Annotated in this window: 4 protein-coding genes; all 4 read left to right on the forward strand. The window is 55.8% G+C overall.

Annotated features, from left to right (window positions below):
* Positions 1 to 331 precede the first annotated feature (331 nt).
* The 4 genes from K227x_RS13895 to K227x_RS13910 all read left to right on the forward strand — a co-directional run bounded on the left by K227x_RS13895 (position 332) and on the right by K227x_RS13910 (position 14428).
* Positions 332 to 3652: a DUF1583 domain-containing protein gene (locus tag K227x_RS13895; protein ID WP_218933999.1), complete on the forward strand. Its 3321-nt coding sequence runs from the start codon at positions 332 to 334 to the stop codon at positions 3650 to 3652.
* Positions 3649 to 7197 (forward strand): DUF1583 domain-containing protein, encoded by a 3549-nt coding sequence (locus tag K227x_RS13900; protein ID WP_145170313.1) that lies wholly within the window; start codon positions 3649 to 3651, stop codon positions 7195 to 7197. The genes K227x_RS13895 and K227x_RS13900 overlap by 4 nt, the downstream gene beginning before the upstream one ends.
* Positions 7198 to 7227: 30 nt before the next feature.
* Positions 7228 to 12939, forward strand: coding sequence for a DUF1583 domain-containing protein (locus K227x_RS13905; protein WP_145170314.1), 5712 nt, complete (start codon positions 7228 to 7230; stop codon positions 12937 to 12939).
* Positions 12940 to 13063: 124 nt separating this feature from the next.
* Positions 13064 to 14428 (forward strand): NAD(P)/FAD-dependent oxidoreductase, encoded by a 1365-nt coding sequence (locus K227x_RS13910; protein ID WP_246146792.1) that lies wholly within the window; start codon positions 13064 to 13066, stop codon positions 14426 to 14428.
* Positions 14429 to 14800 lie beyond the last annotated feature (372 nt).

A 14800-nucleotide genomic window follows, 5' to 3' on the forward strand; every position in this document is an offset into this window, starting at 1 on the left:
GACTGCCGCGCCCCTACACGCGATTCATTGGCTAGCGATGGGGTGTGGTCCAGAATAGCGGATCGCCCGTACGGGCGTTCAGCTGGGCTGGTGCCTGTGCTAAGAGGAAGTGCGGAGGGCGGAATCGGAGGCGAGTTGGCCGCTGTGAGTCGCGGCTGTTGGCGGCATCCCGGTTGCATGAGTTCGATGAATCGGTTTTTTGAAAAATGCGTGCGTGATTTGCAAGACTTCAGCGACTTGATTCATCGGGGATCGGCGCACCGAGGTGCTTCGGTCGCGCATACTGATGTTCGTTCAACGCACAACGCCAATTGACCCTTGCATCGCCGAAATGTTGCTCCGTATTCTCTTGATCGCATTCCTCATCATGCTGTCGCCAGCACGACAACCCTTTGGCCGCGGCAAGGCCTGCGCGTCGGACAGGGATGCGGCTGCTGTGATTTTGGGCGAACCATTGCTTCGTCAGTCCACGGTCGATGTGTCGACGCGTGGCAAGGACGTGGCCCCGTCCAAGCGATATCCGTTTTTGAAGTCTTGGGTGATGCCGATGGGGACCCTACCGCCCTTTCGGGTCACGGCCGAATTGCAATCTGCCCTGGATCTGGGTCGCCAGCCCGGGCCGATGGACGACGGTGCTCGTTTCGATCTCGCCGACCAACCGGAATCAAAATGGCTGTGTTCGCCGGCAGCGGATCTCGTCGCGGAAGCCCAATCTTTGGGCCGCATCGCGGAATTGCAAACCGACGTCGATCAGTGGCAAGCGAACACCGCGACGCAGAGGCATCAGAAGTGGGCGATGCAGAGTCTGATTGCAATCGCCGTGGGTGATGTGGATTTGTCGACCACGTTTTTGGATGATTTGTTGGCGGTCCGTCCGCAAGATCGATCCGCTTCACCGCATGATGTTTCAATGCGTGAACTGTTGGTGGTTCGATCGGCAGCCGAGCATCATTCGACTCGCCACCTTGTCACTGAGGAATGGTTGAGATCCGTTTGCCGGCATGGGATCAATCCCGCCGATTTCCACTTGCGATCGCTCGCCGACTGGTGCAAAGCCGCAGAGGGAACGAAGCCGGTTTCACCGTTGGATGCTTCATCACTCTTTCTTCCATGCTCGCGTTTGGATTCTCAGTCTGATTCCTCTGCCCTGCCGATTGCACGCTACGGTCTATCAGGCGAGATTGTAGTGAGAACGACGGGCGGACCTTCCGACTTTCTGGCTTTTCAGAGCCCGCTGCAAGGCGACTATGCGGTCAGCGCCGAAGTGCTATCACGGCCATTTTGTTGGACATCACTATTGGTCGCTGGACGCTCGGTTCGGCCCGACATTGGTGCACAAACTTTTCAACTCTTTTCGATGGATGCCCCGCCGCAGCGACTAAGCATTCCGCGGCAGTTCGAGCCGCTGGGGGAATGGACGCAGGTTCGCGTCGAAGTGCATGACGGGATGGCAAGTCACTATGTGAATGGAATCGAAACGCCAAAGGTAAAGATCGACGAGGCTTCGTTTCCTTGGTTCATGTTGCATAGCATAGGCAACGAAACTTCCGCCGTTCGCAGCGTTCGCGTCACGGGGACGCCGACGATCCCAGCGCAGTTGAATCTGGTCGCCAGCACGCGGTTGTCCGGATGGAGTCTTTACCATCGTCACGCAAGTGGTTCGTGGCACGGAAATTGGGATGCAGCGGAACAGGATGGCCGGATCGTACTTTCCGCCGATGCCGATCCGCTGCCGCACGGTTCATCCCAAGAAGACTTGTTGCGTTACGATCGGCCGATCTTAGAAGACGGATGGATCGAGTATGAATTTTGGCAACCAGATGACTCGGACGAGGCTGAAGTCCACCCCGCCCTAGGACGCCAGGTCATCATGATTGGCCAGAATGAAGTGACGCTTCACCGGTTGACCAACGGAATGGAACAACGATCACTGGTTCGGCCCGACAATCGTTGGTTACCTGATTTCGCAAGCTCTCGTGGCGCTATCGATACCGCAATCAAGCCACCCACGCTGCAGCCTGCGGCGTGGAACCGTGCCAAATTGTCGCTAACGGGCGATCGGTTGGCATTATTCGTCAATGGTGATCTCGTGCTGGAACAAGCCATTGAAGCCTCCAATTCGCGTCACTTTGGATTCTTTCGGTTTGCTGATCGACATCATTCGGCCGTCCGTGACGTTCGCTATACGGGCGACTGGCCCAAGCAATTACCGGCGATGCAGCAGCAACCGCTGGTGTCGCGAAAGTTGGCAGAGCTAGAAGAGTGGTCCGCTGCGTTGCCACAATCCTTTGACCAGGATTTTCGAAAGCCACTTTCTTCCTTTGATTTCGATGCCAATGGTGACCAGCAATCGCTGGCGCTGGTTCCGCTTGGCGTGAAGATGCATCGCACAACCGATCAGGGAATCCGAGACCTGAGATCTTGCGTGCGTGTAACGGGTGATTTCGACATCACCGCAAAGTACTGCCAATTGAACATCAAGAAAGGAAAGCCAACTTGGCATTGCGGGATTGGTTTAGCGGTTTTGTTGGACGATTCGCAACGAAACTACTTTGCCATTCATCATCGAACGGACCGTATGAATGGCCAGCAGTTTGTGACCTTTGTTCGCAAAGAAATGAACGATGGCGGGAAGACGACGTTCGTCGATAGCGAGCAAACCAGTGATCAGGGGACGTCCGGAACACTGCGGTTGATGCGGCGTGATGATTGGGTTTACGCCTATTACGCCCAACGCCAATCGAAAGACTTCCGTTTGATTTCGACGGCAAAAGTTTCCTCTGCGCCGATCGAGATCCAGGGCGTCAGGTTGATGACCGAAGTGGGCATGGGATTGAGCACGTCAGTGGTTTGGCAGTCGTTGCGAATTCGCGCTGATTCGATCGATCCAATGATCGATCGGGATCCAGAGTCGGTCATCGCTTACTTGGATCAGCTGGCGGATTATGATTCGGATGAATTCGAAACGATCAACCAGGACGCGTTTGCCGAAGGCGGGCGGTGGGGCGTCAGCAATGATGGCGAATCGAGCATCGTTTCGGACCAAAGGGCGACAGTCGCGACCGCCAAGGGTGCCCCTGGGCACTCGGCAATCTATCATTCGCTATCGTGCGAAGCTGATTTTGATCTAAGCGTCGATTTCGATCCATTGGAATTTCCAAAGTCGGAGAAACCGGGGGCAGCCAACGAGATCACTTGGCAGATTCGTTTGGCACCCCATCCTATGGCTGGCGGCGGTGGTGACGATTCGCCGGAGGTCGCTGTCGTCGAGGCATCGTTCCTGCTGCGACACAAATGGAACGGGTTGGTCGAACTGGTCGCTCGTACGGTGGGAATCAATCGAGCGGGTAAGCCCATGTACCGTCCGATCCGCTCGATCAGCGTCAACAGCCCGGATCGCTATCGATTCGTTAAGCGTGGATCGAAGGTCTATTTTCTTTACTCCGAGAGGGATTCGGAGACGGACCGGCTAATCGCAACCTGCACGGTGGATCCGTCGCTGATTGTGCAAAGCAATGTGTTGGGGATCATCGCAACTGCCCCAGACCATCCCGTCCAAACGCGTTGGAATCGTTTCACAGTGAAGCAGAGGCAGCCGAGCAACGATGCGACTGATTCACTTGATCCAAGTTCGGAGACGATCAAACGATGAGCACCTATCCAATGACGACATGGAAATCGAGGCAACTCTTGGCTTTCGTTGCGATCGTGATCTCGGTTTCGGCTTTCAATCCGTCAACGTGTGTTGGCCAAACCAAGGAACGCTCGGATTCTTTGGCATTGAACGAATTGTTTGCTGGCCAAAATTGCGATGCGAGATCTGAAGACATCTATCGCCGTGCCATGGCAATGGAAGTTCCGAGGCGATATCAATACTTGACCGACTGGGTGTTGCCGGGGCCGAATCATGCGGATCTACGTTTGACGGTCGGCTATGTGGCAAGCGATGGGCAGGCTGACCCAGCGGACAATTCCACGCAATCCAAACTGCTTGTTTCACCAGATGATCATGGTTTATTGATCGTTGATGGTGGAAAACTGGTTTCACCTGCGGTCGAGTTGATCGAAGCGGCAGCTAGGACCGGTCAACTAAAATCGGTGCGCGACGCGCTAGCGGCCGACGATCCTCCATCGCCAGCCGATGCCAATGACCGGCAGGCGATGTTGGCGCTGATCGAAATCCACGCCGGGCAAACAGATCAAGCGGCTCAGCGTCTGGAGCACCTGTTTCAGAATATTTGGACCGATGATCTGTCGGTTTGGGAAAGTCATGACGCCGTTCTATTGTGCTTGATGGCAGCTTCGCGTTCGAAAGAGACGGCGTTTGTTTCGGTGGATGCAGGCCAGCGGATCATGTCGGCGTTCAAATACATGATCGACCGACCGGTTTGGCATCGATACCTATGGGCGGCAGTGGCAAATCTAAAACTGGTGATCGAACCCACCACCGAGTCCGAATGGGCGGAAGCAAACGCCGTGGCACAACAGTGGTATCCAGTGACGGTTGCGCGTTCGCGCGAACACGGCGGCGGGTTTCCGGCTTCGGTATGGCGGGTGACCCAAGGAGGGGTTCAGAATTTGGCTAGCCATAGCGATGACTACTTGTTCTTTCGGACACCGATGCAGGGTAGCTATAGTTTCGAAGCAGACGTCGACTGTTTCGGTTGGCGTGACAGCCAACTTCTGGCAGGCGGATACTGGCTGAAAACGTTCAATGATCTGCAGTCCTATGGACGCGGTGTTCTGCGTGGTGACCTGCAAGGCGGCACGATTGACCCGCCACTGACCGATGTCCGGAAATCGGGCCAACTACGCTACCGAACCCGCGTGGATGGAGACGAGGCCACGACCTTCTTCAACGGCCGCCTCGTCCATCGACAGCTGAATAGCGACGTCGCCAATATGGCAGGGGATGAAGCCGTGCAGGCGAGCTTCCCATGGGCCGCGATACGCAGCTCCTATCGACATTTCGGCGGCGGCAAGGACTTCCGAATTTCCGGCACGCCCGACGTGCCCGAGGTGGTGTTCATGTCCGACCATCCGCAGCTACCGGGATGGTACGAATATTTTCATGAATCAAACCAAGCGGACTTGGCGGACTGGTCCTTTGAAATAGCGAATGAAGAGGACTTGGAATCGCGGTGGGGACAGATCAACGGTCGTGCGAATTATGAATTGGCGAAAGGATGCAACGCCGAGAGCTTGTTGGTTTACACGCGTCCTGTACTGGAGGATGGCTCGGTTGAGTATCAGTTTTGGTATCAGCCAGGAAAGTTCGAAGTGCATCCGGCGATCGGCCAACGGTGTCTAATACTGGGTTCCGATGCCGTCGAGTCGCATCTGATAACCGATGGCAAATTCGATCGAACCGGACGCCGTCCCGACAATCGGTTGCATCGTGCGGTGCGGTCGACGGATGTCCCTGACGTGACCCCCTTGTCATCGGTGCTTCGCGAGGGATCCTGGAACACGATGATGGTATCGATCGTTGCTGATCAGCTGTCATTGTTCCTGAACAACTCGTTGGTTCATCGTCAACGCTTGGGGGAACACGATCCACGCAAGTTTGGTTTGTTTCATTATCGAGATCGCACGGCGGCACGGGTTCGCCGTGTTCGGTGGGCGGGGGATTGGTCAACCGATTTGCCTCGTTTGGATCAGCAGCCGCTGGCGACACCACTCACTGAGTTATCGGAAGACTCTAGACAGAGATTGACGCATCTGTTCGAGGTGAAGATGGGCGTGGATGTCCTCACTAGCAAGCGGATTATCGTGTCCGACGGCAACCCCGTTCAACATTTTCATGCGACCGCAGACGGATTGGAGATGAATCGGCCTGCCGAATCGGGGTACCGAAACGCGCTGTTGTCACCGGCGATTGAAGTCGCTGGCGATTTTGACATCACTGCGAAGTTCGACCAATTGAACACGCAGTCCGAACTGGGGAAGACGGCAACCGTTACGCTGTCGATCGAGGCCGAAAACGCCAAATCGGATGTCGCCGCTTTGCAGCGAAAGTGCGATCCAGAGAACGAGCAAACGGTCCAGTGTTTGTATATGCAAACGATTGATGGTGACGATCGACGGCACTACTTTAGCCATTCGCCTGTGGAGGCAAACGATGGGCGTCTACGACTGTCCCGACGCGGATCCACCGTCTACTACCAATTTGCCTACAACGATTCGGACCAATTCCGTTTGATTGGGCAGACCGAATTTACCGCAGACAAATTAAAAGCGAACGGGATTAAGTTTGGCGGTCAAATTCAGGGCAGTTCGGGATTCACCAACGTACGCTGGACGGATTTTCGAGTACGCGCCGAGTATCTGCGAGAACAGGGGCCGGAAGAGGCCGAGAATTTGATCGCAAAATTAGACGAGGATCGCGATCAACTCGCGAAGACGTTGGCATTTGACTACTCGATGGCACCGCCACCGAGCAATCTCTTTTATCATTGGAATCGCCAACAAGATCGGCAGTGGAAAGCGTCTGATCATGGACTCTTGGTCGAGCGGGCGGGAAGCGACCATTGGTCCAGTACAGGAATCATGTTCACTCCTGATGTAACAGGAGACTTTGACGCGACCATTCGATTCGATCCGTCCCGTTTAGCAATCCCGACCATCGGTAAAAAGTCGTCGATCCATTTACAAATCAAACTTGATGACGACCGGGAAACTCAGTTGAACTCGATTTTGGCGAGATTGCCTGAGGGGGACTTCGTTGCCGAAGGCCAGATGCGGATCCAGAAGCCGGACGGTACTGATCGATTCGAGCGATTGGGGGGATTCACCATTGTGGCTGCCGATCGATTGCGTGTGGTCCGTCGTGGACCCCGGTTCTATATTTTGATCGGCACGGATGGCGCTGGTGATCAATTGATCGGCAGCTTCATCGGCGGTGACGCTCCCCTGCCAAGCGGTGGGATTCGGACGATGATTCATACCGGAGGCGACGGACGCAGTTCGTTGGTCCTGTTGAATGAATTTGAACTCCATGCGTCGATGATTGACGTCTCCGCATTTGCACCGGTTGCGTTGCCGCTAGATTTCAATCAAGCGATGACGCCACAGAGCCAGCCGTCCTCTTTGCCGACGGCCCGTACCGGTCGAACGCCCTCTAGCAAGCCGCCTGACCCACCGCCGGTCAAGGCAAAGCCACGATCCTTTCTGCAGTCGATATTTGATCTGTTTTAAGAACTTCCCGACAAGAATCACAGCGCCTTCATGATGAACTTCAGTATCCATTCGCGTTTCTGCGTACCATCATCTTCCGAACGGGGATTGGGGGTCGCATCGGTGTGGATTTTTCCGCAGCTTCGAGGCGGGATCCCGGATCGATTCGCGACCATCGTTTCTCGCTGGATGCTTCCGTTTGCGGTCGCAATTACCATTTGCGGTGGAACAGCACCGAAGTGTTGCGGACAGAACGTGGCCGCGGCGAAGACGGACCTGGATGCTGCTGTGCACCGAGACCTTGGTGTGCCTGAGCAACTGACGATAGCTGCGGGGGAAGGACGCTTGGATTCTGTCTTCGATCAGCTCGCTGTTGCATGCGATACCCAGATCGTCGATCAATGGATCAGCGGATCGGAGTTACCATCGGTGATTGGCAGTCTCTATCGACAACTAAGCGGTTTGGATAGCGAGGAGCAGTTTGAGCTTTGGTCCGAGTGGACTTTTCCACCGATGGATTCCACCCAGGGGAAAGGCAGGGTGCGGATGATCACATGCCCGGTACCCACCGAAGCGCCGCCCAGCGTGTTTGCGCGTACGATGGGAAAGCGTCCACGGGAAGATTCGTTCGCCGTCGCAAGCATTGGTGGGATGCGAGGGATGTTTTGCAGCGCTTGGATGCTGGTCCAAGCTGCTGATCAGCGAGGCCGGTTGAGTCGGCTGATCTCGGACCTCGAACAACTGGTGTCCGAAGGCGCCGATGGAGCAAAGCCATTGCTGGTCTTGGCACGCATCGCCGACCGGCGTGGAAACTCGGGTTCGGTACGCGCCTATTTGGCAAAGGTACGCCAAGATTTCGCGGCGAATCAGTTGAACGTGATTCCGATGGACGCCGATCGGTGGATGGAAGTGGCGATCTCGCTTGCTGCGACCACTCGTGAAGAACTTGCCGACGACGCTGAGTCAACCTTGGCTGTGATCGCAAATCGGGTGGGCCAGAACAAGGCCGTTTTGCGAATTGCCCACGCGGTCGCGGTTCAAACCCATCGGGGGCAATCGGATCCCGCGGTCCTGTTCGATTCGCAAATGGCACATTGGATGCCAGCGGCTCAGGCAAGTGCGACCAGCAACTTGTCGGGATCACCGCAGCCGATGTGGATCAGTCATGAAGAGCACATTTTGCATTTGGCCGGTGCCGGACAAGACGTGCTATTTTATCGGTATCCACTGACGGGTGATTTTGACTTCGTCTGCGAAACGCAGGAAGGCGGCCCCTTAGGGACCGATGGTGGGTTGGTCTACGGAGGGTTGCAGTTTCAGGCACTGGGACTCACCAACGAATTGACAGTTTGGGACGCCGATGGAGATCACGCTCAAACCAGACCGTGTCCTTTTGTACGCCATGAATCAGCCGCCGTCTTCAATCGAGTCTCGCTGCACAGTGACGATGACGGTTTGGCGTTTGAATCGAACTTGCATCCGATGTGGAGGTTCGGTGAACCAGAAAAACAGAGCCCTTGGTTGGGACTGCGAAGTTTTGGCAGGAACAGGCCGGCGTTCCGAAACTTCCGATTCACTGGGACGCCCACCATCCCACGCAAAGTCGATATGATCGCGGGCGAACAGCTTCGAGGCTGGCAGACCGGATTCTTTGACGAATCCCAGCCGACGTTCGTCGAGTCGCGGCGAGGTCTTCCCGACGCCAAGTCCTCGGGATCCGTTGACTATCGCGTCCAAGAAGGGATCTTGACGGCATTGGTTGCTGATACGGAATCAAAACGTGCGATGCCCGGCTTGATTCGCTATCAACGGCCGCTGATGGATGGCGAATCGATTTCGTACCAATTCAAACACTCGGATGACGAAGTCGTACTACACCCAGCCTTAGGACGAATGGTGTTTCTGTTGGAATCCGGTGGGATTCGCATTCGCTGGATGACGGATGGACCCTTCGATTGGACGGGGCTTCCGCAAGACAACACGTTGTTGGAACCGCTGAACCGGAAAGGGCCTCGGCCGATTCCACTGCAGGAAGGCGATTGGAACCGGGTATCGATTGCTCGGGTAGGTCAGTCCGTCACGGTGGCTCTTAATGGCGAACCGATCTATCAACGGCCTGTGGATTTTTCTGGTGCGATGCCATTCGGATTCTATCGCGCTGATCGGTCCAAAGTCGGACAGGTGCGGAATGTGGAAATGACGGGCGACTGGCCAGAGACTTTGCCAGAAAGCTTTTTCGGAACCGAAGAACCTCGCGAATCCAACTTGGGAGGCCCCGTTCAGCCGACGCGTGCCGGGCGGGGAAACACGGTCGATGAAATCTCGTCAGTTGTCTTCGTCGACGAGCAAACGTTGTCTGACAACGTGCGGGCAGTTTGCGCCCAGGCGACCAACTTCGATCCCCAGGAACGGTACGACTATCTAGCGGATTGGGTTCTTCCGGGGGATCGCCATCGTGGACTACGGCTGGCGGGCTACTTTTCACCGGTAGAAATATCCGAACCTGCCGCCAAAGAGGCGATGTTTGCGATCCAGACGCCTCCGCGTTCGAACCTGACACGATCCGCGCACCCGGTTTTTTTTTGCCCCGCCGTCGACCTGATTGACGCTGCCCAATGGTGCGACCGTCTACCACAGCTATTCAAACGAGTGGATGCGTTTGATCCCCAGGGTGATCGAGTGCTGACGAAGCAGAAGTTAGCTTTGACGGCGATCACCTTGATGGCGATGGGCAACTCGTCCCCCATGGCGGCAGGCGTGAAGAACGCAGGCGCCGACCAGAAACCTTTGTTGGGTAATCCGGCGGTGACGGAGCGATTGGGACGCGTCATGGTTCAGTTTTTAAAGTTGTGCGAAGATCCGGAACCGCTAACGGATCGCGACCGTTGGGCAGAATACCTGGTCGCCTACGTTGGCATGTCGCGCGCCGCTTCAAATCAAACGGTCGACGAACTCTTGTCGTTCTTGTTCGAATCTCGCGTTCGCTTGGGCGGAGATCGCAGCAGCACGTTGGAAGCCAATCTGCAGAGCCATCTGCAGCGACTGGTTGCCAATCGCCGGCACGAACGAGGCAACGATCGGCAACGAGAATCATTGCAGAGTGAACTGGATCGCAGTTGGGTTGCCAGTGGTCAAACCAACGCGCGGCTGTGTGGCTTAGGACGCGCTCTGCCCGAATGGGAACTGAACGCGAACGGTGAACTGGAACATCTTGTCGGACATGAATCGGATCTGTTGCTGTATCGAAGCCCGCTAGCTGGGAACTTTTCAGTACACGCGGACCTTCACCCTTGGTCTCGCTCTCAGGTGCAGCGTGGCGATCATCATGTTGGTAACGGTATCAACCGTGAACACATTCAGATTGGTTCTTTCCGCCATCCGCATCAAAACGTTGCCCTGGAAAAACCCTTCGAAAAGCCTGGTCGATGGGTGCGTTTTCGATCGGAATTTCAGGATGGGCATCAGCGTGACTTCTTGGATGGCCGATTGGTGCACAAGCGAAATCTGGTTGAAAACGAAGATCCTTGGCTTGGGCTGCGCAGTTGGTGGAAAGTCCAATCGCGGGTGAATGAGGTTTCCATCAGCGGTCGTCCTACGATTTTGGATCAAGTGCCGATCGGAAAGTCATCGGATCTGATCGGGTGGACATCGTATTTTCAAAACTCGATCGCGACAAAGAACGCTCCATGGCAACAGCAAAGTGAGGGGGATCACGACCTGATTGTTGGACTTCGTCGCGGCGATGTGGTGGGATGCGATCGGGAATGTCTATTGCAATACCATCGCCGAATGGTCGAAGACGGGGCCTTCGCGTTTGACTTTTACTACGACCAAGCCAATGGTTCAGCATCCCCGGCGATCGGGCGCCTCGCATTCTTGTTGCGTCCCGATGGTGTTTATGAGCACTGGGTGACGGACGGACAATTTGATCCAACTGGGGTGCGACCTGGCAACCTGCAACGAATCCAGTCGCATCAACGATGGGAGGATTCCGGTGATCCAGCATTGCCGCTGAAAAAGGAGGCCTGGAATCATCTTGAAATGCGGTTGCAGGGTGACGAAGTCTCCCTGTTTCTGAATGATCATCGCGTTTTCCAACGCACCTTGCCGTCAAATTCCCGGCGGTCAGTGGGACTTTTCCATTTTGCCGATCGGTCTCAGTTGCGTGTTCGCAACGCCATCCTTCGCGGCGATTGGCCCAAGCAAATGCCGCCCGATCAACCACTCGCGGACCCGCGTCTAAAGCAACTGGATCTGCAACTGTCCGCTCTACCGGCGGTCGCGAAGGTGAATTTCCAGGATCCCAGTACCGTGGATTCTCTTGTCGACATCAACAAGGGCAACGCCGCTGGATCGACGTTGGACGTCGAAGGTGGCAAACGGGTGACGGCGACTTCGTCAGGTGCCTGGATCCAAACTGCCATGAAGCCAAGGTTTTCCCTCAGCGGTAACTTTGACGTTCAGGTCGGGTTCATCGACGCGCGGTGCGATTCGCCGGTCGAGCAGGGGATGGCCGAACTGGTGATCACAGTTGCCGATCAGGATGCGAGTGAATTGCATGTCGCCGTGGGAACGAGTCAACAATCCGTCCCGTTTTTACGTGGCCAAAAAATTGCTTTGAATCCGGATGGTTCGCGGCGGTTCTTGGGCGAACGGTGGGGGTATGAATCCGAGTCGGGACGGATGCGGATCGTCCGAAAAGGCGACACCGCGTACTTTTTGTTTGCCAGCGGAGTTGACGGACATGCCCGAGTCATTGGTCAACAACCCATTGGCCCAGAAGACATAAATTTTGACTCGATCAAGTTAACGGTGACTGCAAAGGGACAAGGGGTGGCCGGGACTGTGTGGACGGACATGACCATTGCCGCCGATCGAATTCAGCACTTACCCGGATCCAATTTGCCGTTGCCTCCGATGATCGGTGTGGTGGATGCGGCGACTGGAAGGGTGACGAAGTTGGCTGGTCCGACCGAAGGTTTCAACCACGTGGGATCGCCTACTTGGTCACAGGATGGAAAGTGGATCACGTATGACCAGTCGCTGGGCAGTGTCGCTAAGTCACGCCTGATGATGGTTCCTTTCGAAGGCGGTGATCCGATTGATCTTGGATTTGGATCGATGCCCAGTTTTTCGAAAGATGGTCGACGGGTTGCCTTTTCAGCCTACCAACAGGGCGTTGGAATCATGAACGTCGATGGCAGCGAGCGCAAAATCCTGGATGTGGAAGGTTGGGGAGCCGAGTGGTCACCAGACGGTAAAACGATTGCCTACGGAAAGCGTGGTAATATCGTGCTCTGGGATGTTGCCACAGGCACAAGTCGAAGCCTGATGGTGGGGGCTGCGGATCGATTTAGTTTGATCTATTGGAACATGTGCTGGTCGCCCGATTCCAGCAAGATTCAGTTTCACGCTCGCAAAACAGGTTCAAATGCGGAGGAGTTCGCAGTTGTCGATCTCGCACACCCGAGCCAGGTGAAGTCCATTGCGATGCCGCCGAATTATCGCCGATCGGAAGTCGGTTGGTCACCGTCCGACGATCGTCTGCTTGTCGCTTTGACGTCCAACACGCTGCGGTATCCGCAATTGTTTACGATGCCGGCCGATGGAAGTGACGTTCCCGCCGCATTGGTACCCAGAGTCGACAATCACGAGATCGCTATGGGTGCTTGGTCGCCGGATGGGAAGTGGATTGCCGTCCGCGCCGTTTCGCGTCCAGAGGCGTTGGATTGGCCATTGCGATTGCCGGCTGCCGGTGAGTGATGGGTCCCGGATTGGCGCCACGCGGCGGCTTTGGGAACCTGGGTGTCTCCAGGGCGATGCGGTGTCGGAACCACGATTTGGTTTCGCGTATTGAGCGTGTCCAATTTTGGATTGGAGCGTCCCTATGGATCCAGATCGCGAATCGGGGATGGGATTGATGGCACAACGGCCTCACGTTGTCATTGTGGGTGGTGGGTTTGGCGGGCTGGAAACGGCCAAACGACTGCGTCAATGTGACGTCGATATCACGATGATCGACCGCCACAACTTCCACCTGTTTCAGCCGTTGCTGTATCAGGTGGCAACTGGTGGGCTGTCGCCTGCAAATATCGCGACACCGCTGCGTTCGATCCTGCGTCGCCAAGCGAATTGCCAAGTCATCCTGGCGGAGGTCACCGACATCGATGTGGCCAATTCTGAGCTGAAACTGGTAGATGGCGTCCAGCCGTTTGACGTGTTGGTCGTCGCGGCGGGGGCGACACACAGCTATTTTGGAAACGACCAGTGGGCTCAGTTCGCTCCCGGTTTGAAAACCATCGCGGATGCCACCAACATCCGACGACGCATCTACTTGGCGTTTGAAGCCGCCGAGCGTCAGCCGGACGCTGCGATCCGCCAAAAGTTGTTGACGTTTGTGGTGGTGGGGGCGGGGCCGACGGGAGTCGAGTTGGCCGGCGCACTCGCCGAAATCGCCGAACATACGCTGAAGAACGACTTCCGCAAAATCAATCCTTCGGAAACACGGATCGTGATCGTCGAGGCCGCCCCGCATGTGCTGGCACACTACCCGCCGGAACTTTGCCTGCGGGCGGCCGAGAAAATTCGATCACTGGGGATCGAGGTTCGCACCCACACGAAGGTGGTCGATGTCACGGCCGACCATGTGCGTCTGGAATGCGACGGCAAGCAGGAAGTGATCGAAACCGAAACAGTGCTCTGGGGTGCAGGCGTTGCTGCGAACCCATTGGGACGCAAACTGGCGACGGCATGCAAGGTGGAACCCGATCGTGGCGGACGCGTTCCGGTCGATTGTAAGTTGAATGTCGAAGGGTTCGCGAACATCTTCGCAATCGGCGATGTGGCGAGTTGCAAGGATCAAGACGGCAAACCGCTACCGGGGCTGGCCCCCGTGGCTATCCAACAGGGCGCGTTTGTGGCGCAGCAAATTGCAGACCGAGTTCGAGGCAACGTGAACGATAAGCCATTCGTGTACCACGATCGCGGAACGATGGCCACGATCGGTCGCGCGATCGCGGTCGCACAGATCGGGAGTCGCCAATTCTGTGGCTTCGTCGCTTGGCTGTTGTGGTTGTTCGTGCACCTGATGCTGATCGTCCAGTTTCAGAATCGGGTGTTGATCTTGATGCAGTGGGCCTGGAACTACGTGACCTTCAATCGCAGTGCGCGATTGATCGTGACGGACGAAACGGACCCGGTTTCCATCATCGAAACCAACGACGTGGTCCACGATGTTGATCGGGCCTCGTAATCGACGCTTGCCAAAGGTTTGACGCGCATCGCGAAGCCGATTGTGAATCCAATCCGCAAATTTGGTTGTCGGTACTCGTCAACGGTTTGTCGATCGAACCCCGTTTCGAATCTGAATGTGATCCGTTTGCGCGATCCGGCGCGGTTCCTGGGTGACACAAGCGAGGCTATCGCCTAACGGATCATTCAATCGACAAGCCGTATATATGTTCGATCATTCGGCACTGCACGAAAGTTTTGACGACTTCCGCTACGTTGTCTGTTCGATTGACTCTCTGGTGATGGCCGCTGCGTTGCCCTAACCGTCAAAAGTGTTACATCTGGTTTTTGTTCGCCTATCGCTCAAGATGGCGCATAATTCTTCACCGCAATG

This window comes from Rubripirellula lacrimiformis (assembly GCF_007741535.1).
GTDB lineage: Bacteria > Planctomycetota > Planctomycetia > Pirellulales > Pirellulaceae > Rubripirellula > Rubripirellula lacrimiformis.

What these genes read in the sequence shown, in the direction of transcription:
- K227x_RS13895 (WP_218933999.1), top strand. Translation starts at nt 332, where the DNA reads ATGTTGCTCCGTATTCTCTTGATCGCATTCCTCATCATGCTGTCGCCA.
- K227x_RS13900 (WP_145170313.1), top strand. Translation starts at nt 3,649, where the DNA reads ATGAGCACCTATCCAATGACGACATGGAAATCGAGGCAACTCTTGGCT.
- K227x_RS13905 (WP_145170314.1), top strand. Translation starts at nt 7,228, where the DNA reads ATGATGAACTTCAGTATCCATTCGCGTTTCTGCGTACCATCATCTTCC.
- K227x_RS13910 (WP_246146792.1), top strand. Translation starts at nt 13,064, where the DNA reads ATGGATCCAGATCGCGAATCGGGGATGGGATTGATGGCACAACGGCCT.